We start from the raw sequence: 24,762 nt of genomic DNA on the forward strand, positions 1-24,762 counted from the left end.
AAACTAAAAATTTAATGAAAAACAAATTTTACTCAAAAAAAATACATTAAACCGCCGTTTCAACAACTTTAGGAAGTGCTTTTAAAATTTCCTTATCGGCGTATTCTTCAAACTGCTTAAAGTTTGTGGTAAATGCAATAGCCAGCTCGTTCGCCTTTTGGTCGTATTTTTCTTTATCAGCCCAGGTATTCCGTGGATTTAAGATTTCTTTTGGCACATCCGGACAGCTTTCTGGCATTAGCAACCCAAAAACCGGATGTTCTGCAAAATTGGTTTTTGCCAAACTTCCATTTAATGCTGCCGTAATCATACTTCTGGTATAGCCGAGCTTCATTCTATTGCCAACGCCATAAGGTCCCCCACTCCATCCGGTATTAACCAACCACACATTTACGTTGTGCTTTTTCATTTTCTCTCCAAGCAATTTGGCATATTTAGCCGGGTGCAAAGGCAAAAATGCTTTTCCAAAACATGCAGAGAAGGTGAGCTGTGGCTCTGTAACTCCTGCTTCGGTACCTGCTACCTTTGCCGTATAGCCCGATATAAAATGGAACATAGCCTGGGCTGTAGTTAATTTGGATATTGGTGGTAATACACCAAAAGCATCAGCTGTTAGGAAAAAGATGTTTTTAGGGATAGCCGCAACAGAAGGTTCAACCGCATTATCTATATAATGAATAGGATAGGCAACCCTCGTGTTCTCTGTTTTATCGATGTTCGAAAAATCAACATGGTTTGTACCTATAAAGTAATTGGTATTTTCCAATAAAGATCCGAATTTAATCGCCTTATAAATCTGTGGCTCTTTCTCTGCGGTTAGGTCTACACATTTTGCATAACAACCGCCCTCAAAATTAAATACAGTATCCTCGCTCCATCCATGCTCATCATCGCCAATTAATGCTCTTTCAGGATCTGCAGACAAGGTGGTTTTGCCGGTTCCGGATAGACCAAAAAATATTGCCGTATCGCCTTCATGGCCAACATTGGCAGAGCAATGCATAGACAGCGTTTGCCGTTGCGTGGGCAGAATAAAGTTTAGCACAGAAAAAATTCCCTTTTTAATTTCTCCGGTGTAAGCGGTACCACCAATGATTATCGTTTTTTTGGAGAAGTTAATGATAGAAAAGTTAGATTGTCGGGTTCCATCACATGCCGGATCTGCTAGAAATGAGGGAGCCGCAATGATAGTCCATTCGGGTTGTTCGGGAAGCTCCTCTTGGTTGTAGCGAAGGAATAAGTTATTTGCAAATAGATTTTGGAACGCATGTTCGGTTACCACTCTAATGCTTGTTTTGTAACGATTATCGGCACAAGCATATACATCACGTACATAGATTTGTTTCTCGCTAAGATGGGAAGTGATCTTTTGGAACAGCCCATCAAATTGAGCCGGACTAAATTTGATATTGATATCACCCCACCAAACCGCCTTTTCTGTTACTTCATCGCAAACAATAAACCGATCTTTTGGCGATCGCCCAGTAAATTTACCAGTATCTACGGCTAATGCGCCACTATCAGCTAGAGTTCCTTCCCCGTTCTTTAAAGCCTCATCAACTAATGCCGATACACTAAGCTGATAGTTTACTGTTTTAGCACTTAGATTCAGATAGCCTAAATCTGGGCGCCTTACATTAATATTGGTCATATATTTGGTTTAATATCTCCCAAAGGGACTCCCCTTGGAGCTACAAAGCTAAGCAGATATAAACTCAAAAAATACGATTTTAAAGGAAAAATTTTACTTATTGTGGCAAGTACACTAACAGTTAATTGGCTAATTATCAGCGTATTAATTAGCTAATTAACCTCCAGATTTTTTTACTTTATAGCCTTCTTTTTGGAGCAATAAAATGATCTTTTCTCTAAAGTCTCCTTGGATTAAGATTTCTCTATCTTTAGCTGCTCCTCCTACACCACATTTTGTCTTCAGCATTTTTGCTAAAACATCAAGTTGGGCGTCACTTCCATGATAACCTGTAACTAAGGTTACCGCTTTCCCCCCACGGTTTTTGCGGTCGAGCGTTACCCTCAAATCCTGCTGATTATTGGGTATATCTTGCTCTGCGCCTATTTCTTCATTCTTATATTCGAAAGTTGGGTCTGTAGAATACATGATTCCGCCCAGGTCACTTAGTGTTCTTTTCTTTGGCTTGTTCACGGCTATGTTATTTGGTAATGATACTTAAGGATAAAGGGAAGATTTGGGCCTCTATTTCTTTTCCCATCAAAAAAGGTTCTCCGTCTAAATGGATGGGATCTTCTTTCTCTCTTATAATTTCAATGTGCTTTCCTTTAATAATTTCTACTAATCCTGATCTATCGGTTGTAGCCTTTACCATTTGGTATGCAAGGATGGGAAGTTTATATCGCGGAAATTCTTTTACAATACAAACTTCTAAAAATCCGTCAGTAATAGAGGAATTGGGCGAAATGTAAACATTATTTCCATACTGGGCAGAGTTGGCGATACTAATCGCAAATGCATTTCGTGTATATTCCTGGCCATCAATCTTGAGTTTATAGGTTTGAGCCTTGTAAGCTATCATTTCTTTAAGCCCCATTTCAATATATCCTTTTAGGCCTCTGCTCTTATTATTGGCAAAGACCATACTGATATGGGCATCAAATCCCATACCTGCCATGTTGAAGAAATACCTATCGTTTAATTTTGCGGTGTCGATTAACAGTACTTTATAGGTATTGATAAGCTTTATGGCGCTGATAGGGTTCATGGGGATTTTTAAAAATCGCGCCAATCCATTTCCGGATCCAAAGGGGATAATACCCAAAACCTTGTTTGACTTAATCACCTTTGGTGCGATTTCGTTAATCGTGCCGTCGCCACCTACAGCTACAATAATATCAAAATTTGATGAAGCTTCTTCTGCGATTTCTGCCGCATGACCAACATATTCGGTAAAGCTATAGTTAGGCTTGTATTTGGTATTATCCAAATAGGTAGTGATTAAACCTGGGATTTTGGTTTTCTTTTTACCACCAGAAATGGGGTTGATGATAAATAAGATGTTTGCCTTTACCACAATGAGATATTAAGATCCGCAAAATAATTGATATTTTTTGATTATTAATAATATATATAGTAATTTTGCATCGTTAAAGTGGACTGATTTGTAATGCTATTAAATAGCTTGATTGCAACCACGTAAAAAAAAGTGCTAATTTTATCACACTTCATTTTGTGCCTATTTTTAGGAATCAGTATTCATTTTACAATAGTTTATAACGTATAATTATTTAAAATGTCATATTTATTTACATCGGAATCTGTATCTGAGGGGCATCCCGACAAAATTGCAGATCAGATCTCAGACGCACTAATTGATAACTTTTTAGCCTTCGACACCGAATCAAAGGTGGCATGTGAAACTTTGGTTACAACCGGACAGGTTATTTTAGCCGGAGAAGTAAAATCAACAACTTATTTGGATGTTCAGCAGATTGCGAGAGAAGTAATCAGAAAAATTGGCTATACCAAAAGCGAATATATGTTCGAAGCCAATTCTTGTGGTATTTTATCGGCTATCCACGAACAGTCTCAGGATATTAACCAGGGTGTTGATAGAACTACGAAAGAAGAGCAGGGTGCAGGCGATCAAGGAATGATGTTTGGTTATGCTACCAACGAAACGGATGATTATATGCCTTTGGCCTTAGATCTTTCACATAAGTTATTGCAGGAGCTAGCAGTTTTAAGACGTGAAGATAACGAAATCAAATACCTTAGGCCTGATGCAAAATCTCAGGTTACCTTAGAATATGACGATAACAACAAGCCCGTACGCATAGACGCTATCGTAATTTCTACACAGCATGATGATTTTGATGAGGAGAAAACCATGCTGGCTAAGATTAAAAGTGATCTTGTTGACATTCTTATTCCTAGAATCATTAAAGCCAACCCACAATACGCGCATCTCTTTAACGATAAAATCCAATACCACATTAACCCAACAGGTAAATTTGTAATTGGCGGTCCGCATGGTGATACCGGTTTAACAGGAAGAAAAATTATTGTGGATACCTATGGTGGAAAAGGTGCCCACGGTGGTGGCGCGTTTTCTGGAAAAGATCCAAGTAAAGTAGATAGAAGTGCGGCGTATGCTACTCGTCATATAGCCAAAAACTTAGTGGCTGCAGGCGTAGCTGATGAAATTTTAGTACAGGTCTCTTACGCAATTGGTGTTGCAAAACCTATGGGAATTTACATCAACACCTATGGTACCAGTAAATTAACCATAACGGATGGAGAAATTGCTAGAATAGTTGAAAATCTATTTGATATGCGTCCATACTTTATAGAACAACGCCTAAAATTAAGAAACCCAATCTACAGCGAAACTGCTGCTTACGGACACATGGGCCGTAAACCTGAAACGGTAACCAAAACCTTTAAAACCCCAAATGGCGATTCGAAAACAGTTACTGTTGAGTTGTTTACTTGGGAGAAACTTGATTTTGTAGACAAAGTTAAAGCAGCTTTCGGATTGTAAGAATAAGCCTGGCGCAAAGAGCATGGTGCATGGAGTGCTTGACAATGGAAGGGATTTACGAGAGTGGATTCCTTTTATCTTAATTTGATAATTTGATTATTGGTTGATGTGATAGGAAGGTCCATTCGCTAATTATCACATTCACTCATTTTCTAATTTATCACGCATCTGTTGAGCAATAATTTTCGCATTATGGTCATCACTCTGTGCTAATTCTTCAACAATGGCGGTTCTATTTTCTTTGGTGTGGTTCTGGCTTAGTTTAAAAACACTCCTAATCTCGGAAACGGTTATTTCGAAACCGCTAATGGCCCTAAGGTTGCTTTCTATGTAATGATCATCCATTTTATGGAATGCCGCAGGGCTTGTGGCTGGATCCTCAAAACTATCGGTTAAATGTTTAATTACTGCTCTGGTTTCGTCGGTATTCATTAACCTAATTTTTCCTTTTGCATGGACCGAGCTGTAGTTCCAAGTGGAGGCCACGGCTGGTTTGGCGTAAACCGATGCGCTTATGTAGGCATGTGCTCCGGTAAAAAGCGCTAAAACATTTTCGTTTTTGGCAAAAGCCTGATGATGATCGGTATTGTTCATTACATGGCCAATGATACGCGTACCATTTTCATCCTGAGTAATATGCACTGGCACTTGGGTAGTTACAGGGTAATCGCCGTCAAAGCCAATTAAAGTAATGAAAGGATGGGCTTCCATAAATGACAAAACTTTTTTAGGGTCTTTTTCTTCGAATTTAGAATTTTTATACATGGACGGACTAGGATTGAAGGACGACTAGGATGACTAGGATTGAAGGATTTATAGGATTAGGATTATAGATAGACTTCAACTGGAGCCCGAAGGTTACATAAATCAAAATCGCCTTTAAAATTTGACACTGATTTGTGAGGTTCCTTTTTTGCCTTTAGTCTGTGGCAGCCATTTGGGGCCATCTTTTAGCAGCCGGATAGCTTCTGCATCAAAAAGTTTTCCTTGGCTTTGAGCAACAACAATTTTTGTTGGCTCTCCATTCGCTTTTACTTCAAAAGTAAGCCTTACTTCCTTACCCGATAAGCCGTTTTTTGTGAGGCTATTGTTATTTGTTAAATAAGCCTCGTAATCCTGCCATCCTCCCAATGGATAGTAAGCAGATGATACGGCATTCTTTAGCTGGTCTTTATCACTTTCTTTTTTATTGCCCACACCAAGAGTAACCACTTCATTCAGCTTATTTTCTGTTTGCTCCAACTCTACTTCTACTGATTGGTTTGCTTTGGTATTTACCACTTTGGTAGTAAATCCGAGGTAGGCAATTGACAAACTTTGAAGGCCATTACTATCAACAGGCAATGTAAACTCGCCCTTATTATTGGTAGTGGTGGCTTTATTGCTTCCGGCAATGCTAACTACTACCCCTGGCATGGGCTGTCTATCGTTCTTGGTGTATACTCTTCCATTGATGATGCTTTCTCTTGGCAAGCCATTTACATTATTATTTTCTACAAATAATCCGGCCACTTTTCCCGGCAGGGCAGTTTCGCGAGCAACCTCTTGTCTTTTTACTGCGGTAACCTTATTTTCTTCTGTTTTAGCTTTCGATTTGGAAACATCATCCGCTCTAAGTTTAGCAGCAAAAACAGCAGTAGAATCATAAAGAGGCTTAATAACGGCTACTTGTGGTTCTTGAGCAATAACAGTGGTAAGCTTATCAACCGCCGTATACCCCCGTGATTTTTGTCTCTTATATTGACCAATATTTTTGGCATTAGCCGATGTATTATCTATCGCTACAACAGGCGCAGGAGAGATAATGGGCTGTTTTACTGTTGCTACCTGCGGGGCAACGGTTATCTCTACTTTTTTGCTCTGCTTGGCCAAGGTATCCCGTCTATTTTCTTTCATCACAAACAAGATGCTTACGGTAACAAATAAAACCGCAGCTGCGGCAGCAATGCTCAAACGATGTGATGTAATTGTCCATCTTTTTCGTTCTATAGGCTTCTGTTCTATCCGTTCTTGTAATTGTTTTTGCAATAATGAGAGCGTATGTGTTCTTTTGGGAGATTGGCTCAGTCCTGCCAATGCTTCGGCCACAAAAGGATCTTCGAGGGAAAGGCGTTCAACCTTATGCATAGTTTTGGCATCAAGCTTACCATCAAGGTAATCTTCCAATACATCTATATCTAACCACTCGTTATAGCTCACTGTTCTTTTCGATACAAATTTTTAAATTCCTCTTGCCATTTTGGATATAACTCTTCACCTTAAGCATGTCATACCCTGTTATATCGGCTACTTCTTTATAACATTTCTCCTGCAAATAAAACAAATCTACACTTTTTCGTTGTTCTTCAGGCAACGTTTCCATGCACTTTTCCATTATTGTTAATTGCGTTTCTCTTGTATCATCTATATCTAGATGCACAAAACCCCCGCTTTCCATAAAATTATCCTCCATCGCCACTGTTGGATTTTTTGACGATTTGCGCAAGGCCATCAAACAGTGGTTGCGGGCCAATACATGCAGCCAACTTTTAAAGTTCTGGACCTGATGAAGTTTTAATTTCACTACTAGTTCCTCAAAAATTTGCATTACCGCATCCTTACTTAGTTCTTCATCTTTAAAATAATTAAAGCAAACCCCAAAAACCAAGTGCATGTATTTATTATAAAGCACTCCCAATACCCCCAAATCGCCATTTTTTTGATAGGCAGCAATGAGCGAGGCATCGTCCTGCTCATTAATTTTGGCCGAATTTTTTATAAACTTCAAATTGGGTATCTCGCTAAATAAGTCTCAAGTATAAAAAATATTTTCCGATAACATATGGAAATATCCTAAAGCTTACATCCCTAAATAAACTTAGAACTCATGAAAAAATTATTAATCCCCATTTTAGCGCTATTTCTTTTTGTAGGATTTAAGGCTATCGAAACCCGGACCATCTCTGGTGAAATAATCGCAAGTGAAGATGGATTACCTATCCCAGATGCAGACATCACTGTTTTGCCAAGTAAGAAGACAACTATAAGCGACAAAAATGGAAGATTTACACTCAAAATTTCGGCAAGCGATACCGCAGTTCGTGTTTCTTATTTAGGTTATGCTACTCAAGTCCTAAAAATTGGGAAAAATAATAATTTCAGAATTAGTCTTGTCCAAGACGCAAAAACGCTAGATCAAGTGGTAGTTACTGCTGGAGGCGTTCAGGTTAAAAAAAGAGAAGTTGGCGCCTCACAAACCCAGATACTGGGGTTAGAAGGGAAGGTTGCAGGAGTAAGGATAAGGGGCTATAACTCGCTCAAAGAAAAACAATATTCGTCAAACTCGCCATTTGCAAACACCCAAGGTTCTGAAAGTTATGCCACTGTAAAAGAAAATGGTTTTCAGAAGGTATCCAAAAATCCGCTATCTACTTTTTCTATAGATGTAGATGTTGCGGCTTATAGTAATATCCGTAGGTTTATCAATAATGGCAGCTTACCACCTAAAGACGCCGTTCGCATCGAAGAAATGATCAATTATTTTGATTATGAGTACGAGCAGCCAAAAGGCGAAGACCCTGTAAATATAGTTACAGAAATTGCACCGGCGCCTTGGAATGCATCTCATAGATTGGTACGCATTGGTTTACAGGCCAAGACCATCCCTACCACAAATCTACCAGCTTCAAATATGGTCTTTTTGATTGATGTTTCTGGATCCATGAACTCAGAAAATAAACTGCCCTTGCTCGTTACTTCGCTAAAATTATTGGCCGATCAATTACGTGATCAAGATCGGGTTGCCATTGTGGTTTATGCGGGACAGGCTGGCCTGGTTTTACCATCAACTGCAGGCAGTGATAAAAGGGCGATTAAAGAAGCGCTGAACAAGCTAAGCGCAGGAGGATCAACAGCTGGCGGACAAGGCATTATGTTAGCCTATAAAGTAGCAGCAGAGAATTTTATTAAAGGCGGCAACAACAGGATTATTTTGGCAACTGATGGCGACTTTAATGTAGGCGCAAGCAGCGATTCGGACATGGAAAAATTAATTGAAGAAAAGCGCAAAAGTGGAGTGTTCTTAACCGTGTTGGGCTATGGAATGGGAAATTACAAAGATAGCAAAATGGAAACATTGGCCGATAAGGGGAATGGAAATTATGCCTATATCGATAATTTAACTGAGGCCAAAAAAGTATTGATCAATGAGTTTGGCGGCACCCTGTTTACTTTGGCAAAGGATGTGAAATTTCAGCTGGAATTTAATCCTGCCACCGTACAATCATACCGTTTAATCGGATATGAAAATCGGATGCTTAACGACGAGGATTTTAACGATGATAAAAAAGACGCGGGAGAAATTGGAGCCGGCCACACCGTTACGGCCCTTTACGAGATTATTCCAGTAGGTGTAAAAGATAATTTTTCAAGCACTATCGATCCGCTAAAATATCAGAAGCCAAAAAGTATGGAAACAGTTGCTAGCAATGAACTAATAACAATTAAATTGCGCTATAAACAACCTGAAGGTGATATCAGCAAGAAGATCCAAAAAACGGTTACAGACTATTCAAAAGGCAATGCTCCAATAACTGCTGATTTTAAGTTTGCCACAGCCGTTGCAGAATTTGGGATGTTATTGCGCCAATCTGAATTTAAACAAAAGAGCAGTTTTGAACAGGTTATTGCCATGGCAGAAGCCGGAAAGGGAAATGATAAAGATGGTTATCGCTCAGAATTTTTACGCTTGGTTAAATCAGCCCAATTAATGGCAAAGGATTTGCTAAGTACTACAGAAGGAAGCAAAGATAAATAGCCAAGAAGGTAAACTCTTCTGTTTCTAATTTCTAAAAACAGCATTATGAAACGGATTAGTCTATATTTAGCCACTTTAGTTTTAATTTTTTTGAGTGGTTGCGATGTGCAAAGCCAACAGAACATTGGTAATATTTTAAAGCAGATTCCTACAAATGGTACACCTACCAGTTTAGAAATTGGCGCAGGGCTTAAACAGGCGCTAGAATTTGGTACATCTGCAGGTGCGGATCGGCTTTCGGCGAAGGATGGTTTCTTGGGCAACCTGGCAGTTAGGATTTTATTTCCACCAGAGGCCCAAAAAGTAGAAAAAACGTTAAGAAGCCTAGGTTTCAATAGCTTGGCTGATAATGTAATTCTAAGCATTAATCGTGCGGCCGAAGATGCCGCAAAGGAGGCAAAGCCGATATTCGTAGCCGCTATTAAGGAAATGACCATTACCGATGCGGTAAATATTTTGCTCGGCAAAAATAAAGACGAGGCAACCCAGTATTTTAAACGGGTTACTACAGCACAACTGATGGAGAAATTTAGACCTGTAATTACCAATAGCTTGAGCAAGGTTGGCGCTACCAAGTATTGGGGTGATGCGGCCCTGGCCTATAATAAAATTCCATTGGTTAAACCAGTTAATACCGACCTTTCATCATATGTAGCCCAAAAAGCTATTGATGGCATGTTTATTCAAGTGGCACAAGAAGAATTAAAGATCAGAGATAACATTAACGCCCGTTCAACAAGCTTGTTGCAAAAGGTGTTTGGGTATGCGGATACGAAGAAGTAATTAGCTAATTAACATAGATGTTAATTTGTTGATAAAATTTTATCTCTTTAAAACTAAAGATTTGTTAGCTTGTTCTATCAAAAAATAGCAGTTCAAACTAGATAAAAAAGTCCTGTGAACGGGTGATCCGTGAAGGGCAGGCACACCATAAATCAAGCAAAAGCATGGAGCATAGCGCCGCCCTAAGCTCCATGCCCTATGCGCTTCAACTTCCGCCTATTTGCTTTTGGCCTTAATTTAAGGTACTTTTACCCAATAATTTACATACTATACATTGGATTTTAAAGACTTTAATTTTAATCCCGAGCTTTTAGAAGGTTTACTAGCGATGGGTTTTAAAAATGCAACACCGATACAGGAACAAGCTATTCCGTTAATTTTAGCTAAAAAAGACCTGATTGCCTGTGCACAAACCGGTACCGGAAAAACTGGCGCTTATTTGTTGCCTATTATGAATATGCTTACCGAAAACCACGATAGGCACAATACAGCACTCATTTTGGCCCCCACCAGGGAACTTGCACAACAAATAGACCTTCAGGTTGAAGCCCTGTCCTATTTTACCAATATCAGTTCGCTAACCGTATATGGTGGTGGAGATGGGATTGCCTACGAACAACAAAAGCGTTCGATGCGCGAAGGAGTGGATATCATTATTGCTACTCCAGGCAGATTAATAGCTCATCTTTCTTCTGGACTGTTAAAAATGGACCAATTGCATTATTTAGTATTGGATGAGGCAGACAGAATGTTAGACATGGGTTTTTATGATGACATCATGAAAATTGTGGGCTACCTCCCAAAAGAGCGCCAAACCGTAATGTTTTCGGCTACGATGCCACCAAAAATAAGAACCTTGGCCACAAAACTGCTAAAGGAGCCAGAATCAATAAACATTGCACTTTCCAAACCAGCAGAAGGAATAAACCAACAAGTTTACCTGTTGCACGATGATCAAAAAGTGCCTTTGCTTACCTCCTTGTTAAAATCTGCGGATTACAAACGCATTATCGTATTTGCTGGTCGTAAAGAAAAGGTAAAGGAACTGGGTAAGGTATTTAAGAAATTAGGACTAAAAGTAGCCGCTTTTCATAGTGATTTAGAGCAAAAAGAAAGAGAAGCACATATGCTCGATTTCAAGAATAGTAAAATCGATGTGCTGGTTGGAACCGATGTACTAAGCCGGGGAATTGACGTAACGGGAATCGACCTGGTAATCAACTTCGATGCACCGCAGGACCCAGAAGATTATATCCATCGCATCGGCCGTACGGCAAGAGCAGCTACCACAGGTACGGCCATTACTTTTGTTAATCCAAAGGATAAAAGACGATTAGCTAATATCGAAAAACTAATAGAACGCCAAATTGATCGCATTCCTTTGCCTGAACATATGGGCGAAGCTCCTGTTGATGAACCTAGCTCTGGAGAAAAAAGAACCTATCCTCCAAAGAAAAAGAAGTTTTTCAAGAAGAAACCGAAGGTGAGTTGAGAGTGGGAAGTTTGGAGTTGAGAGTTGTACGATAAATCGGTGTAATCATCTTCACCCGCCAGCTTTTCGGGCAGGTAGTCGAACCACGCTCAGTGCGACAAACTTTTTTGGATGGTTGAACTTTTCTATGTTTGCTATGTTTCTATGTGGTAAAGCTTAAAATAGCTACCTTTATCTATGCAAAATCTACCGCCATTAGCAGAACGGATGCGTCCACAAAATCTGGATGAATATGTTGGTCAGCAACACCTTGTTGGTGCGGATGCGGTTTTGCGCAAAGCAATAGAGAGTGGTCAGCTGCCCTCCATGATTTTTTGGGGTCCCCCGGGAGTAGGCAAAACTACGTTAGCGTATATCATTTCTCAAAGCCTAGACCGACCTTTTTTTAACCTCAGCGCCATCAATTCGGGTGTTAAGGATATTAGAGATGTTATTGAGAAAGCCGCTGCTCTTAAAGACAGCTTTTTGGGCCTTCCCATTTTGTTTATCGACGAGATCCATCGGTTTAGCAAATCGCAACAGGATAGTTTATTGGGAGCAGTAGAACGTGGCTTGGTTACGTTAATCGGCGCAACTACCGAAAATCCATCTTTTGAGGTCATATCGGCTTTGCTATCTCGATGTCAGGTATATATTTTGCAGGCCCTAAGTGAAGAAGACTTAGCAGGTTTGTTGCAAACCGCGCTAAAAAAAGATAAGATTCTTTCTACAAAACAGATCACTATCAAAGAGCACGAAGCACTTATTCGTTTATCGGGCGGCGATGCGAGAAAGTTGTTAAATGTATTAGAAATTGCCATCAATGGCATTGGTGGTGATAAAATAGAGTTAACCAACGAAAATGTGCTTTCCCATGCACAACAGAACTTGGCCTTGTATGATAAAGCCGGCGAGCAGCATTATGATATTATTTCTGCATTTATTAAATCTATCCGCGGTAGCGATCCCAATGCCGCCGTTTATTGGCTCGCCAGAATGATTGAAGGAGGTGAAGATCCTTTGTTTATTGCTAGAAGGTTACTCATCTTATCATCAGAGGATGTTGGGAACGCCAATCCAAACGCCTTACTATTGGCTAATAATTGCTTCAATGCCGTAAATGTGATTGGTTATCCAGAAGCAAGAATTATTTTGGCACAATGTGTAACTTACCTCGCTTCTTCGGCCAAAAGCAATGCAAGTTATGAAGCTATAAATAAGGCACAGGCGCTGGTTAAACAAACTGGTAATTTACCCGTACCACTTCATATCCGCAATGCACCAACAAAGTTGATGAAGAATATCGGCTATGGAAAAGACTACGAATATTCGCACAGTTACGATGGGAATTTTTCCGAGCAAGAATATCTTCCCGAACAATTGAGCGGCACTAAGCTGTACGATCCGGGAAAAAATCCTGCGGAAGAAAAAATGAGAGAAAAATTAAGACTAAATTGGAAAAACAAATACAACTATTAATATGCTATCAACTTTTTTAAGTCACCAGTGGAAAGATTTTTGGCGCAGTAGAAATAAAGCTGGAAGTGTGGCCGCTCAAATTTTTCTTGGCTTTTTTATGCTTTATTTTTTGGCAATCGCCGTTGGATTGGGATTTGGAATGTCCCATTTTTTGCCAGAAATCTTTCCGAACCAATCAGTTATTGTAAGTTTTAACGGATTGATCTTATATTATTTCGGGATAGATTTTTTAATGCGGATGCAATTGCAAGAGCTACCTACCTTAAGTATCATACCCTATCTACATTTAAATATCCCTAAAGCTAAAATCATCAGATTTTTAAATGTTAAGGCACTTTTTTCAGCATTTAATCTGTTACCGTTCTTTTTGTTCCTACCTTTTTGCTTTATCAATATATTGGCCGCCTATGGAGCAATTGCTACTTTAATGTATATCGTTTCTATTTTTTCTATTGTTGTATTTAATAATTACCTGGTTTTATACATCAAAAGAAAATCGATTACCAATGCCTCTTACACTATTATCGGATTTGTAATAATTGGCGCACTTGCCGCATTAGAATATTACAAGATAATTTCTATTATGGCAGCTTCAAATTATGTTTTCAGCGCCATAGCCCTGCATCCTTACCTAGGTTTTATTTTTACCCTGGCTGCTTTAGGGATCTTTTTATACAATTCTAATTTTTTACAGCGCAATCTCTATGTTGAGGAATTAAGTAAAAAGAAGGAGAAAAAAGTAAGCACGGATTACGCGTTCCTTAACCGCTTTGGGAAAGTTGGAGAACTCGCTGCACTTGAACTAAAATTGATCCTTCGCCATAAGCGCTCTAGGAATTCGGTTATAATGGGGATTTTCTTTTTATGTTACGGGTTTATTTTTTATAAAGAAAAAGCCTTGGCAAAAGATGCATTTGGCCAAATGATGTTTGGGGCCATTTTTATGACCGGCTTCTCTATTCTGGGCTATGGGCAATTTATGTTTGCTTGGCAAAGCGCCCATTTCGACGGGATTTTGATCAATAAAATCAATGTCAAAGATTATTTAAAGGCTAAATTTCTACTCTTCACCATTGCCTGTACCATCATTACCATTTTGGCAAGTTTTTATGGCTTTCTTAGTCCTAAACTTCTTTTACTCCATATAGCCGCCTACCTGTACAATATCGGATTTTGTACGGTTTTGGTACTTTATCTTGCAACTTTTAACTACAAGAGAATAGATATCAATAAAAGTGCGAGTTTTAATTATCAAGGAATTGGAGCCACACAATGGCTGCTTACGATCCCATTTGCGTTAGTGCCTTATGCCTTGTATCTTCCCTTTGGAATCTTTAATAAACCTTACTGGGGTTTGATCTCGGTTTCCATATTTGGTCTCATCATGCTTTTAACCCGAAGCTTTTGGATTAACTTTCTTGCAAAACAATTTGAAAAACAACGATATAAAATAGCCGAAGGCTTTAGAGAATAATTATGATTTTAGAAGTTAAAAATTTGAAAAAAATTTATGGCGATAAAACCGTTGTAAATATAGATCACTTACAAATTAGACAAGGTGAAACCGTTGGTCTTGTTGGTAATAATGGAGCTGGGAAAACCACCTTTTTCCGAATGCTACTTGATCTGATCAGGCCATCACAGGGTGAAGTATGCTCAAAGGGCGAAAATGTAATGAAAAATGATAGCTGGAAAAACTATACCGCATCGTTCCTGGATGAAGGGTTTTTGATTGATTACCTTACTCCTGAAGAATATTTCGTTTTTATCGGCAGCTTACAAAATCTGAGCATAGCTGATGTTAATGCTTATTTGATGAGTTATAAGGAATTTTTTAACGGAGAGATTTTAAACAGCGGAAAATACATTAGAGATTTCTCAAAAGGGAACCAAAACAAGGTTGGGATTGCGGCCGCTCTAATGCAAAGACCCGAAATACTGATTTTGGATGAACCGTTTGCAAACCTAGATCCGACGACGCAAATTCGTCTCAAAAAAATCTTAAAAGATCATCAACATAGCATGACTACTTTTATCTCAAGTCATGATTTAAATCATGTAACCGATGTGTGCGATCGCATTATCCTATTGGAAAAAGGATTGGTAATTAAAGATTTCCATACCGACGAGAATACACTGAAAGAACTGGAAGCTTATTTTAGCGAATAACCTCTTGCGTTAAGCGATGAGCGATCTGAACGCCCTTCTCCAAACGCTCTGCTCTTAGCGAAATTGTATAGAATTATGGTCAATTAAATGCCAGACTATCGGGTTTTTAATTGACCATTCAATTTTTAACGCTATTTCATTCATTAATAATGCTTGCTTTGAGCCTATAAAATAGGATTGCAAAATAACGCTACCTATTATTTAAAGACACAGCACATACTTGGCACTGCGTTTGAATAATGTTAGGTTATTAACTAAAAAAGAATAAAATGATGACTTCAAAATTTAAAATAGCAACATTAAGCATAGCCCTTTCATTGGGTGCAATGAGCTTTCAAGGCTGTGATAGTTTAACCAACACACAAAAAGGTGCTGGTATTGGTGCTGCAGCAGGTGGCGTAATTGGTGGTATAATTGGCAAAAAAGCCGGTAACACTGCAGTTGGTGCTATTATTGGCGCAGCCGTTGGTGGTACTGCTGGTGGTTTTATCGGAAAACGTATGGATAAACAAGCCGCAGAAATCCAAAATGCAATTCCTAATGCAGAAGTTATCCGTGAAGGTGAAGGTATTATCGTAAAATTTGATAGTGGAATTTTGTTTGATTTCGACAAATTTGCTTTAAAACCAGAAGCGATGACAAATATCCAAACTTTGGCAGCATCCTTAAATCAATATCCAGGAACTGATGTTAGGGTAATTGGACATACTGATAGTCGTGGTACAGAAGAATATAACATGACTCTATCTCAAAAAAGAGCTGCAGCCGTAAAAGCTTATGCAGTTTCGCAAGGTGTACCATCATCTAGATTAATTACTGTAGGTAAAGGTTATGCTGAACCTATTGGTGATAATGCTACTGAAGAAGGTAGAGCTGCAAACAGAAGAGTAGAGATTGTAATTGTAGCCAATGACCAGTTGAAAAAAGAAGCTGCGCAACAAGGAAAATAATACTACTCATCGGATGACTTAAGTCATCCGATGAGTATATAGATATCTATCTATGCAAAAGCCTCATTGTAAAACAATGAGGCTTTTTTTATTCATCGGATGACTTTAAGTCATCCGATGAATAGATATCTTCCAAATACGTGATCGCCAAAGATTTGAGCAAAAGCTCCTGTTCCATTAACGCATAGGAAGGAACGGGCTTCATTAATTTCCAATGCGGCCACCCATCTTGATCCAAACCTTCTAATTCATAGAAACCCATTTCGCTAAGTAGCCTACAGGTGGCAATGTGCATCAATTCTTCTTTTTGCCTTTTACTATATTTACCAGGACCTTTGCCTAATTCCTGAACGCCTATAAGAAATAAAATAACCTTCAGATCTGGAATATCGTCTGATTGGAACTCATCGGAAATTTTAGTTTGTAGCAATTTCCATTTGGCATGTATCTCTGCTGGTTTCATATGCAAATATACAGTTAATAGTCGATGGACGTTAGTGAATAGGCCATTGGTCTATTGTCTATGGACGATAATTTTTTAGCTTTGTATATGAACCGTAAAATCAACACAGCCCTATTGGCTTATGGAATGTCTGGCAAAGTATTTCATGCTCCATTTGTAAGTACACATCCTGGTTTTCATTTGCAGGGGATTGTAGAACGCAACCATAAAATTGCCCATAAAGATTATCCTGATATTGTTGGTTATAACAGCGTTGAAGAGGTATTGGCAGATGATTCTATCGAATTAGTGATAGTAAACACCCCAAGTTACACCCATTACGAATATTCAAAACAAGCTTTGCAGGCGGGAAAACATATTTTAGTTGAAAAACCGTTCGCCGCCACGGTAGCTCAGGCAAAAGAATTAATTGATTTAGTCAAGTCGGTTGGGAAAAAAGCAATGGTTTATCAAAATCGCAGGTATGATAGTGGTTTTAATGCGGTTAAGAAAGTAATTGAAAGTGGGAAGCTTGGAAAATTGGTGGAGGTCCACTTTCGCTATGATCGCTACCGAAATGAGATTGGCCCAAAATTATTCAAAGAAGAGCCCTATCCAGCCAGTGGATTGTCGTATGATCTTGGCCCGCACTTATTAGATCAGGCCATTAGCCTTTTTGGTAAACCATTAAGTTACCATAAAGTGCTCACTAAAAACAGAGCTAATACAAAAGTGGATGATTATTTTGCCATCCAATTGAGTTATCCCAATGAACTGAACGTGTTTTTAACCGCCAGCATGTTGGTTGCTGATATTCACTATGCTTTTGTTATAAATGGAATGATGGGATCATTTGTTAAAAACCATGCCGACGTGCAAGAAGAACAGCTATTATCAGGGATGAAGCCCACTGCGGCTGTGTATGGAAAAGAAAATCCAGCCGATGCGGGAAAATTAACATTAGTTACACCCGATGGAGGGAGAACTACTGAAATCATCCCTTCTGAAAAAGGAGATTATAACCGCATTTTTGAGGCCGTTTATCAAAGCATCGTAAATGATCTCCCCTATCCTATTACTGAAGAAGACATCGTTGCTCAATTAGAGATATTGGAAAGCTAGAGCTGTATGTAAGATGTAAATGTAAAATGCCTGCCTGCCGGAAAGGCAGGGAAGATGTACTTAAGCACATTTTCCATCTCACATCTTCCCATCTTACATCTTACATCTTATCAAATGTTCTTCATCAGCGCTGCTAAAAACTCGTCTGGGATTTCTAGGTGGGGAATGTGGGCGCTTCCTTCAAATTCAACCAATTTGGCATTGGGGATCTTATCAGCAGTTGCTTTGCCCAAGATTTTGTACTGCCCATGTTTAGCTTGTTCTGCTGCACTAAGTAATGCTTTACCGACAATAGTTTTATCTTCCTTTCCAATAAATAAAACGGTTGGCACTTTCACATTAGCAAATTCATAAACTACGGGCTGCTCATAAATCATAGTGTATGTCATGGCGGCAACTTTAGCCCATCGGGGATAATCTGCACTAAAGTTAACTCCGGCTGCAATGCGCACCAGATCTTCATATTCTGGTTTCCATTTCACAAAATAACCCTGATAATATTTTCTGATGCTTTCTGCTGTAGATTTCAGCTCGGTTTGATATTGTTCTGCAGTAGAAATATAGGGAACAAAAGTTTTATAATCTTCCAATCCGATAGGATTTTCTAATAGCAATTTTTCAGTTTTCTCTGGGTACATTAACGCAAATCGGGTAGCCAACATTCCTCCCATCGAATGGCCCAAAACTGTAGCTTGTTGAATGTGTAAGCTATCCAACAATAGTTTGTTCCATTTGGCCATTTCATGAAAACTATAATGGATAAATGCCTTAGAAGATTTTCCAAAGCCGATCTGATCAGGAACAATAACCCTAAATCCACCCTGTGTTAATTGCTTGATTACATTAGTCCAATAATAACCACCAAAATTTTTGCCATGAAAAAGGATAACTACCCTACCATTAGCAGTTTGTGTGGGCTGAACATCCATGTATGCCATCTTTAGTGCCTGCCCTTCTGTATTGACATTAAAAAAGTGGACCGGATAGGCGTATTTTACATTTTCTAATGTAATGGATAGGGTATCCTGTATTTGCGCTTTAAGTGAAATAGTGGCGCATAGAACTGCGATTATTAAACAGTATGTTCTTTTCATAGCTAGGTGTTGATGTTAAAAAACAATCTGACAATGCAATTGTGTTAAATTTGAGGTTTATTTATACTTTTGGACACCAAATAAAAATACATGAGTGATTATGAAATAGGGTCGGGACTGTTGTCTCTAGCTGTGATCAAAGATATAGTTGAAAAGAAGGTCAAACTAAGATTAAGTCCCTCGGCGATTGAGCGGATTAAAAAATGCAGGCACTATTTAGACGATAAACTAAGCACCAATTCTGAGCCAATTTATGGCATAAATACAGGATTTGGGTATTTACAAAATGTGAAAATAGGGGCCGAAAACCTTACTCAACTTCAGCATAACCTACTTTTATCCCACGCTTGTGGTACTGGGCAGGAAGTGCCAAAAGAGTTGGTAAAACTGATGTTGCTACTTAAGATCCAATCTTTAAGCTATGGCCATTCTGCTATTGCGTTAACCACGGTAACGCGATTGATTGATTTTTACAATCACGATGTTCTTCCGGTAATCTATACCCAAGGTTCACTAGGTGCTTCTGGAGATTTGGCCCCTTTAGCGCATCTTTCCCTACCTTTGATTGGCGAAGGAAGGGTTTGCTATAATAAACAGCAATTTAATGCCATAGAACTTCATGAAAAAATGGGTTGGGAACCCCTCAAACTTCAGAGCAAGGAAGGCTTGGCATTAATAAATGGGACCCAGTTTATGAGTGCATATGGCACCTTATGTCTGTTAAAAGCGCAGCGATTTATAGCTTGGGCAGACCTTATCGCTGCCGTTTCTATTGATGCCTTCGATTGTAGGATCGACCCCTTTTTAAGCCTAAGCCATATGATCAGGCCTCATCAAGGGCAGATTAAAACGGCGCAAAACATAAGTAAGTGGTTAAAAGGAAGTGAACTGATTGATAGACCTGGAAAACAAACGCAAGATCCCTATTCTTTTCGTTGTGTGCCACAGGTACATGGAGCAAGTAAAGACAGTATCAATTATATCCAATCGGTTTTTGAAACCGAAATGAACTCGGTTACGGATAATCCGAATGTTTTTCCAGACGAAGACCTGATTATTTCAGCAGGGAATTTCCACGGTCAGCCTTTGGCTTTAACCTTAGATTTTTTATGTATCGCATTGGCCGAATTGGGATCTATTTCTGAACGGAGAACTTTTCAGCTCATTTCTGGGACACGCGGATTACCTCCCTTCTTAGTAAAAAACGCAGGATTAAATTCGGGATTGATGATAAGCCAATACACCGCAGCATCTATTGCCAGCGAGAACAAACAATTATGCACGCCGTCCTCTGTTGATAGTATTGTAAGCAGCAATGGACAAGAAGATCATGTAAGCATGGGGGCAAATGCCGCTACCAAATGTTTACGGGTTTGCGATAACCTGGAAAGGATTTTAGCGATAGAATTGTTAACCTCAACCCAGGCCTTAGATTTGAGAAGACCGGAAAAATCGTCTCCACAACTAGAGGCGGTAGTTGCCAGTTATCGAAAAATGGTTTCATTTAATGATGCCGATCGCATTTTATCAACTGATATTAGCGAGAGCATCAGGTTTATGAAAGATTATGATCTTGCCTTAGCTTAGGATCCAAAGAATTATAAAAATTAATATCATGTGGGGTTGTTTAGCTTAAAAACGCGAAGCATCGTGATAAGTATGCTCCGCGTAATTAAGAGGGGATTATTTTTTATACATCTGGTTGATATTAACAGCAGGCATTTGTACCGTGGTTTGATCTGAAAAACTTCCAGCGCAGCTATGGGTTTTTATGTTTTCTAATTTAACATCCGCTTTGCCAACTGTATTTAAAACTAGGTTATTGATCAGGTACTTATTTTCTTGATCGTAATTGCCCATAATAGAGATCTTACAATCTCCGGTGGTAGCAATAGAAAGATTATCATAAGAATTTGATTGGCTCCTGAAACTGCTGTTGGCCAGGTTTAATGACATTGATTTCACATCATCCTGATTGAAGTTAATTTCTGGCACCCCATTAGCAGTAAAGCTCAAAAACTTAATATGGGTTCCCCTTCCTACGCTAGCCGAGCCCGTATTTTTAACATTAAATTTAAGTGAGTCAACACTAGCGACTATATAAGCTGCATCGGCATGGGTTACGTTCACTTCCTTTAAAGTGGGCGCATAAACATAAATATCTATATAATGTCTTCTATCATTATCATTTGCCATATTCTTAACTACCACTTGTAATTGTCCAGCGGCGTCTACCGTGGTAGATATCTGATCTTTATATTCAGTGGGAATTTTTATGCCAAATTTTTCATCCTTAATAAATGTGATGTTGAGCAATTGTTGCTTTGCATCCCCAAAGTTAATTGATTGAAAAGATGTGCCTATTGCGATGCTCGACATGTGTTTTGTCTCCGTGCTAAAGTTTTCGAGCTTAGGCTCTACGATATCCGTATACTTTCCTGGTTTATAGTTAACCTGAGAAACATATATCATTCCTAAGATCGGAATTAGAATAAGTGCCGAGGCAAAGGCGATTAATAATTTATTGCTAGTCTTCATTTTTTTTAGGATTAAAATTTTCTTTAACAAAACTGGTGTAGCGATCCTGTAGTTCGTTGAAACCAATGCCCAACAAATACACATTTCTAAAAACTACTGGCAATTCATCGTTCATAAACTCTGTTTTCCGATATCCTTTTACATTTGCTAAGGCTTCATCGGTTACAAAAAATCCGATTCCGCGTTTGTTATTAATTATGTTTTTTTGCTGCAAAAGTTCGTATGTACGCATTACCGTATTGGGGTTAACCTCTAGGTCTACCGCCATTTCCCTTACCGAAGGGATTTTTTCGTCGGCCTTCCATTTACCTAACAGGATGTGTTCGCAAACATATTCTGCGATCTGAAGGTATATAGCCTTATTATCTCTAAATTCCATAGCTCTGTGCGATTAAAATTAAACCTCTTTTTCTTTAAGGCGTACGTAGGTAATGCTCCAAAATATTAATGTTAATACAATCAGTAGCAACATCGCTAAAAGTTCTGCTCCTAGCTCAGTAACCCCCATTATTCTATTCTCCCTATCTATAGTGACTCTGCCCGCAAACAAAGCTTCACTCAGCTTAAAGATGATATATGTCCATATCCCTGAGAAAATCATCACCGAAATCGCCGTTTTAATATAATGGAACCGGTTAAAATAAATTGAACCCAATAAAAATATACTGGTTATAAAAAACGGGAGTACATATAATGGTATAAACCTATTCGGATTGTGGTTGGTAAAGAAAAAATCCAAGCCATCCGAAGAGTTAGCAGCGACCGCTTCACTCGGGTACATTGCTCTTATCTTAGCTACAAACGCTAGATCTGTTAAATAAAATAGAATGATAAAGCTCAACGTTGGGAGGATGGCTGTAAAGAATATCCCGGCAAGAAATTTTTCAAAGGTTGATGCGGGGATCAGTAAATCTATGATCGCCTTTGGCTTTTGCCCTAAATGAGCATAATAGTTACTGGCTATAATGCTAATGAAGATAAACCCAAAAATTGCAAATAATGGAAATCTAAATTCGAAATTGCGTGATTGAAATGCTACTCCTTCAAATAATTGATCCCATAGCCCGAAGCCATAAAATGCAACGATTATCCCCAATGCTACTCCTAAAATAATCAAATAGATCTTCCCAAATTCTAGCCATTGCCTCTTCAGCAAAAGACCAAAACGTTGTATGTTAAATGTATTGTTCATGTCTTTCTTAATTAAAAATTGGTTTCAACTTATTTTTTTCTGCCAATACTGCGTTAAACAACAGTTCGATATCTAGCTTGCTATCTTCATCATGTACGTTTGGCAAAACTGCATTAAAACCGCTTAACGAAGGTTCTGCATAGATTACGGTTTCATCTAATTCTTTTACACGTTTAAAGCAAAGCTTGCTGGTAATCTCTTCAATAGATGCCTTTAATGCGACGCTACTATCGTCGAGCATGATTACGGTATCAATTAAATTATCCAGATCACGAACCTGGTGAGTAGAAATGATGATGCACCGATCCTCCGTTAAGGCCGAGGCCATAATTTTACGGAACTGTGCCTTAGACGGGATATCCAGTCCATTGGTTGGCTCGTCCATGATAATTATTTTCGCTTGCGTGGCCAGGCCAAAAGCGATGATGAATTTTTTCTTTTGCCCATAAGACATGTTGATCAGTTTCTGGTTAACCGGAATGTCAAACTCCTCCAACAAAGCGGCAAGATATCCATGATCAAAATTTGGGTAAAATGCGGCATTAGCATTTACGTAAGAATCAATCTTTACGGAAGGCAGGTAAAATTCCTCCGGAATGAAACAGATTTGAGCTAACAATGCAGGTTGTCTTTTTGCAGGATCAAATCCCATTACATCCAGATTACCACTCTGGGCATATACCAATCCCGCTAAATTTTTAAGTAATGTTGATTTGCCTGCACCATTCTTACCCAATAAACCATAAATGTGACCTGCACTTAACTGCATGTCAAGATTTTTGAATAATAGTTTATGCTTGCTGTAACCAAAATTGAGGTTATTAATTTTAATCATATTCTACTGTATTAGTTAAATAATACACTAAAGTATGAGGAACTTTTGGAACTACCAAATTATTTGTGAAATTTTTTAAAAAAAGAGGTCCATAGTCGATAGTTGATTTCAATGGATTTGAAGTGAAATCACGTCTGTTTGTTCAAACTGGCAATGCCTATAAGGAAAAGGCTGCCGACCTAAAAGGAAAAACGAAATTACAAAAGGAAACAGGGTATCAGGAGAAAAAAGATGGTAGTTTTGACGCAACAACTAATAATGGCGACAATTCGCTCAATGCAAATCCAGATGCAAATACCAAGGGCTTTATACATAATCATCTCGATGATTATCTCATTACTGACCTAATAGCTGGCACAGTAACTCCAATTAAGCCTATAAGAATGTTTACACCAGGAGACGTTAACATTCTTATGAATACGGTTAATGAAAACGTAACAAGCAATGATTTTTCCCCCTATTATGTCTCAATGGTAACCCGTACAGGTCATTATATGATTAAATTTTCAGGCACCGCTAACGACATTAACACAAGCTTTGGAGGTAATTAATGGAGAAATGATTATAGAGATTTTATGAAAAATTTTACTGATCTTGAAGAAGGCTTTTTACGATTCTTAAAAGAAAAGATGGGGGTAACTGGTGTAAAGTTATATCAGATTGATAACAATGGAAATGTAAAAACCATTGAATTAAACTCAGATGGAACCAAAAATAAAAAAGATTGCTAGGTATAACCCAATAATTAAAATAATGAAAAATATAATAAAAACATTAGTGTTGTTAATTAGCTTTACTACAATAACCGCTGGTTGCTATGCGCAACGTACCATTTCGCTCAGGGCTTTTGAAATATTAAGAAATAACTATCGCGACGAAATTGATAGAACCGATAAAGGTGATGATATTACTTACATCAAAGATGTAGATAATGAGCTTGACCAATTTGTAGAGTTTGGACAGGGAGCACCAATAACCGAAATTACGAATTATCTTTTATCAAAAAGCTTGCTTATAAAACTTACCCTGAAAGCCTAAAAAGTTGGGATTTGCTTAAAGTATGGATAACAGTTAAGGATAATGCAGGAAATGTTATTTATACGAACACAAATAAAAACGAAAAATCAAATGGTTTTACTGGAGATAATTTTCACACGGGTACGTCAATTTACCGTTTAGATTTTACAGGCAATTGCTACAACGATTCTGGTCAGGTTTTCCTTAATCTTAACCCTACAAATGGAACCATAAGACTAACCTATGGGATTGAATCCGATGTTAAGAGCAATGATTGCCCAGATAATTACACTCCCGTTCTACCCCTTGCTCCAAATTCCCTATTGCTGACCAAAAAACTTATAATTGATTAGATAGT

26 protein-coding genes are annotated in these 24,762 nt (G+C 38.5%); 14 read left to right on the forward strand and 12 right to left on the reverse strand.

Annotation, left to right across the window (positions count from 1 at the left end; all coding sequences use genetic code 11):
* Nucleotides 1–46 precede the first annotated feature (46 nt).
* The 3 genes from pckA to AC6H0V_RS13480 form a co-directional block, all read right to left on the reverse strand.
* On the reverse strand, nucleotides 47–1,651 hold the full coding sequence (pckA, locus tag AC6H0V_RS13470) for a phosphoenolpyruvate carboxykinase (ATP) (protein WP_497560709.1): 1,605 nt from the start codon (nucleotides 1,649–1,651) through the stop codon (nucleotides 47–49).
* 156 nt (nucleotides 1,652–1,807) lie between these two features.
* Nucleotides 1,808–2,164: a translation initiation factor gene (locus AC6H0V_RS13475; protein ID WP_497560710.1), complete on the reverse strand. Its 357-nt coding sequence runs from the start codon at nucleotides 2,162–2,164 to the stop codon at nucleotides 1,808–1,810.
* Between the two features lie 7 nt (nucleotides 2,165–2,171).
* On the reverse strand, nucleotides 2,172–3,047 hold the full coding sequence (locus tag AC6H0V_RS13480; RefSeq protein WP_497560711.1) for a diacylglycerol/lipid kinase family protein: 876 nt from the start codon (nucleotides 3,045–3,047) through the stop codon (nucleotides 2,172–2,174).
* Between the two features lie 219 nt (nucleotides 3,048–3,266).
* On the opposite strand from AC6H0V_RS13480, the gene metK reads away from it, so the two are divergent.
* Nucleotides 3,267–4,517 carry a methionine adenosyltransferase gene (metK, locus tag AC6H0V_RS13485; RefSeq protein ID WP_497560712.1) on the forward strand — a complete coding sequence of 417 codons (1,251 nt, stop codon included), beginning with the start codon at nucleotides 3,267–3,269 and terminating at the stop codon, nucleotides 4,515–4,517.
* A gap of 141 nt (nucleotides 4,518–4,658) precedes the next feature.
* On the opposite strand, the gene AC6H0V_RS13490 is transcribed toward metK, so the two are convergent.
* From AC6H0V_RS13490 to AC6H0V_RS13500, 3 genes are all read right to left on the reverse strand, one after another.
* Nucleotides 4,659–5,282, reverse strand: a complete 624-nt coding sequence (locus AC6H0V_RS13490) for an FMN-binding negative transcriptional regulator (RefSeq protein WP_497560713.1) — start codon at nucleotides 5,280–5,282, stop codon at nucleotides 4,659–4,661.
* Between the two features lie 114 nt (nucleotides 5,283–5,396).
* Nucleotides 5,397–6,716 (reverse strand): TonB family protein, encoded by a 1,320-nt coding sequence (locus AC6H0V_RS13495; RefSeq protein WP_497560714.1) that lies wholly within the window; start codon nucleotides 6,714–6,716, stop codon nucleotides 5,397–5,399.
* Entirely contained in the window at nucleotides 6,706–7,284 is a 579-nt protein-coding gene (locus AC6H0V_RS13500) for an RNA polymerase sigma factor (RefSeq protein ID WP_497560715.1), read from the reverse strand. Before AC6H0V_RS13500 ends, AC6H0V_RS13495 begins: the two co-directional genes overlap by 11 nt.
* 99 nt (nucleotides 7,285–7,383) lie before the next feature.
* Between AC6H0V_RS13500 and AC6H0V_RS13505 the strand changes: the two genes are divergently transcribed.
* From AC6H0V_RS13505 to AC6H0V_RS13535, 7 genes are all read left to right on the forward strand, one after another.
* A complete protein-coding gene (locus tag AC6H0V_RS13505) occupies nucleotides 7,384–9,312 on the forward strand; it encodes a vWA domain-containing protein (protein ID WP_497560716.1) in 1,929 nt (642 codons plus the stop codon).
* 45 nt (nucleotides 9,313–9,357) lie between these two features.
* A complete protein-coding gene (locus AC6H0V_RS13510; protein WP_497560717.1) occupies nucleotides 9,358–10,095 on the forward strand; it encodes a DUF4197 domain-containing protein in 738 nt (245 codons plus the stop codon).
* Nucleotides 10,096–10,369: 274 nt separating this feature from the next.
* Entirely contained in the window at nucleotides 10,370–11,587 is a 1,218-nt protein-coding gene (locus tag AC6H0V_RS13515) for a DEAD/DEAH box helicase (protein ID WP_497560718.1), read from the forward strand.
* 177 nt (nucleotides 11,588–11,764) lie between these two features.
* Entirely contained in the window at nucleotides 11,765–13,045 is a 1,281-nt protein-coding gene (locus tag AC6H0V_RS13520; protein ID WP_497560719.1) for a replication-associated recombination protein A, read from the forward strand.
* 1 nt (nucleotide 13,046) lies between these two features.
* Nucleotides 13,047–14,519, forward strand: a complete 1,473-nt coding sequence (locus AC6H0V_RS13525) for a DUF5687 family protein (protein ID WP_497560720.1) — start codon at nucleotides 13,047–13,049, stop codon at nucleotides 14,517–14,519.
* A gap of 2 nt (nucleotides 14,520–14,521) precedes the next feature.
* Complete coding sequence (locus AC6H0V_RS13530) at nucleotides 14,522–15,214, forward strand: ABC transporter ATP-binding protein (protein WP_497560721.1); 693 nt, start codon at nucleotides 14,522–14,524, stop codon at nucleotides 15,212–15,214.
* Nucleotides 15,215–15,483: 269 nt separating this feature from the next.
* Nucleotides 15,484–16,164: a YiaD family glycine zipper/OmpA-like lipoprotein gene (locus tag AC6H0V_RS13535; protein WP_497560722.1), complete on the forward strand. Its 681-nt coding sequence runs from the start codon at nucleotides 15,484–15,486 to the stop codon at nucleotides 16,162–16,164.
* Between the two features lie 88 nt (nucleotides 16,165–16,252).
* On the opposite strand, the gene AC6H0V_RS13540 is transcribed toward AC6H0V_RS13535, so the two are convergent.
* Nucleotides 16,253–16,627 carry a hypothetical protein gene (locus AC6H0V_RS13540; RefSeq protein WP_497560723.1) on the reverse strand — a complete coding sequence of 125 codons (375 nt, stop codon included), beginning with the start codon at nucleotides 16,625–16,627 and terminating at the stop codon, nucleotides 16,253–16,255.
* 87 nt (nucleotides 16,628–16,714) lie between these two features.
* Here AC6H0V_RS13540 and AC6H0V_RS13545 point away from each other — a divergent pair, with 87 nt between their 5' ends.
* A complete protein-coding gene (locus tag AC6H0V_RS13545; RefSeq protein ID WP_497560724.1) occupies nucleotides 16,715–17,728 on the forward strand; it encodes a Gfo/Idh/MocA family oxidoreductase in 1,014 nt (337 codons plus the stop codon).
* A gap of 110 nt (nucleotides 17,729–17,838) precedes the next feature.
* On the opposite strand, the gene AC6H0V_RS13550 is transcribed toward AC6H0V_RS13545, so the two are convergent.
* Nucleotides 17,839–18,822, reverse strand: coding sequence for an alpha/beta fold hydrolase (locus AC6H0V_RS13550; protein WP_497560725.1), 984 nt, complete (start codon nucleotides 18,820–18,822; stop codon nucleotides 17,839–17,841).
* 90 nt (nucleotides 18,823–18,912) lie between these two features.
* Here AC6H0V_RS13550 and hutH point away from each other — a divergent pair, with 90 nt between their 5' ends.
* The gene (gene hutH, locus AC6H0V_RS13555) at nucleotides 18,913–20,409 is read left to right on the forward strand and encodes a histidine ammonia-lyase (RefSeq protein ID WP_497560726.1); all 1,497 of its coding nucleotides are present in this window, start codon (nucleotides 18,913–18,915) and stop codon (nucleotides 20,407–20,409) included.
* A gap of 96 nt (nucleotides 20,410–20,505) precedes the next feature.
* On the opposite strand, the gene AC6H0V_RS13560 is transcribed toward hutH, so the two are convergent.
* The 4 genes from AC6H0V_RS13560 to AC6H0V_RS13575 are packed head-to-tail and all read right to left on the reverse strand — an operon-like array spanning nucleotide 20,506 to nucleotide 23,387.
* Nucleotides 20,506–21,360, reverse strand: a complete 855-nt coding sequence (locus AC6H0V_RS13560) for a GIN domain-containing protein (RefSeq protein WP_497560727.1) — start codon at nucleotides 21,358–21,360, stop codon at nucleotides 20,506–20,508.
* On the reverse strand, nucleotides 21,350–21,739 hold the full coding sequence (locus AC6H0V_RS13565) for a GntR family transcriptional regulator (protein ID WP_497560728.1): 390 nt from the start codon (nucleotides 21,737–21,739) through the stop codon (nucleotides 21,350–21,352). Before AC6H0V_RS13565 ends, AC6H0V_RS13560 begins: the two co-directional genes overlap by 11 nt.
* Before the next feature lie 18 nt (nucleotides 21,740–21,757).
* Nucleotides 21,758–22,552: a hypothetical protein gene (locus tag AC6H0V_RS13570; protein WP_497560729.1), complete on the reverse strand. Its 795-nt coding sequence runs from the start codon at nucleotides 22,550–22,552 to the stop codon at nucleotides 21,758–21,760.
* Between the two features lie 7 nt (nucleotides 22,553–22,559).
* Nucleotides 22,560–23,387: an ABC transporter ATP-binding protein gene (locus AC6H0V_RS13575; RefSeq protein ID WP_497560730.1), complete on the reverse strand. Its 828-nt coding sequence runs from the start codon at nucleotides 23,385–23,387 to the stop codon at nucleotides 22,560–22,562.
* A gap of 122 nt (nucleotides 23,388–23,509) precedes the next feature.
* Between AC6H0V_RS13575 and AC6H0V_RS13580 the strand changes: the two genes are divergently transcribed.
* The 4 genes from AC6H0V_RS13580 to AC6H0V_RS13595 are packed head-to-tail and all read left to right on the forward strand — an operon-like array spanning nucleotide 23,510 to nucleotide 24,757.
* Nucleotides 23,510–23,938, forward strand: a complete 429-nt coding sequence (locus AC6H0V_RS13580) for a hypothetical protein (protein WP_497560731.1) — start codon at nucleotides 23,510–23,512, stop codon at nucleotides 23,936–23,938.
* A gap of 24 nt (nucleotides 23,939–23,962) precedes the next feature.
* A complete protein-coding gene (locus tag AC6H0V_RS13585; protein WP_497560732.1) occupies nucleotides 23,963–24,118 on the forward strand; it encodes a hypothetical protein in 156 nt (51 codons plus the stop codon).
* A gap of 22 nt (nucleotides 24,119–24,140) precedes the next feature.
* Entirely contained in the window at nucleotides 24,141–24,425 is a 285-nt protein-coding gene (locus tag AC6H0V_RS13590; protein ID WP_497560733.1) for a hypothetical protein, read from the forward strand.
* 11 nt (nucleotides 24,426–24,436) lie between these two features.
* Complete coding sequence (locus tag AC6H0V_RS13595) at nucleotides 24,437–24,757, forward strand: hypothetical protein (protein WP_497560734.1); 321 nt, start codon at nucleotides 24,437–24,439, stop codon at nucleotides 24,755–24,757.
* Nucleotides 24,758–24,762 lie beyond the last annotated feature (5 nt).

The organism is Pedobacter sp. NO84 (assembly GCF_059703915.1).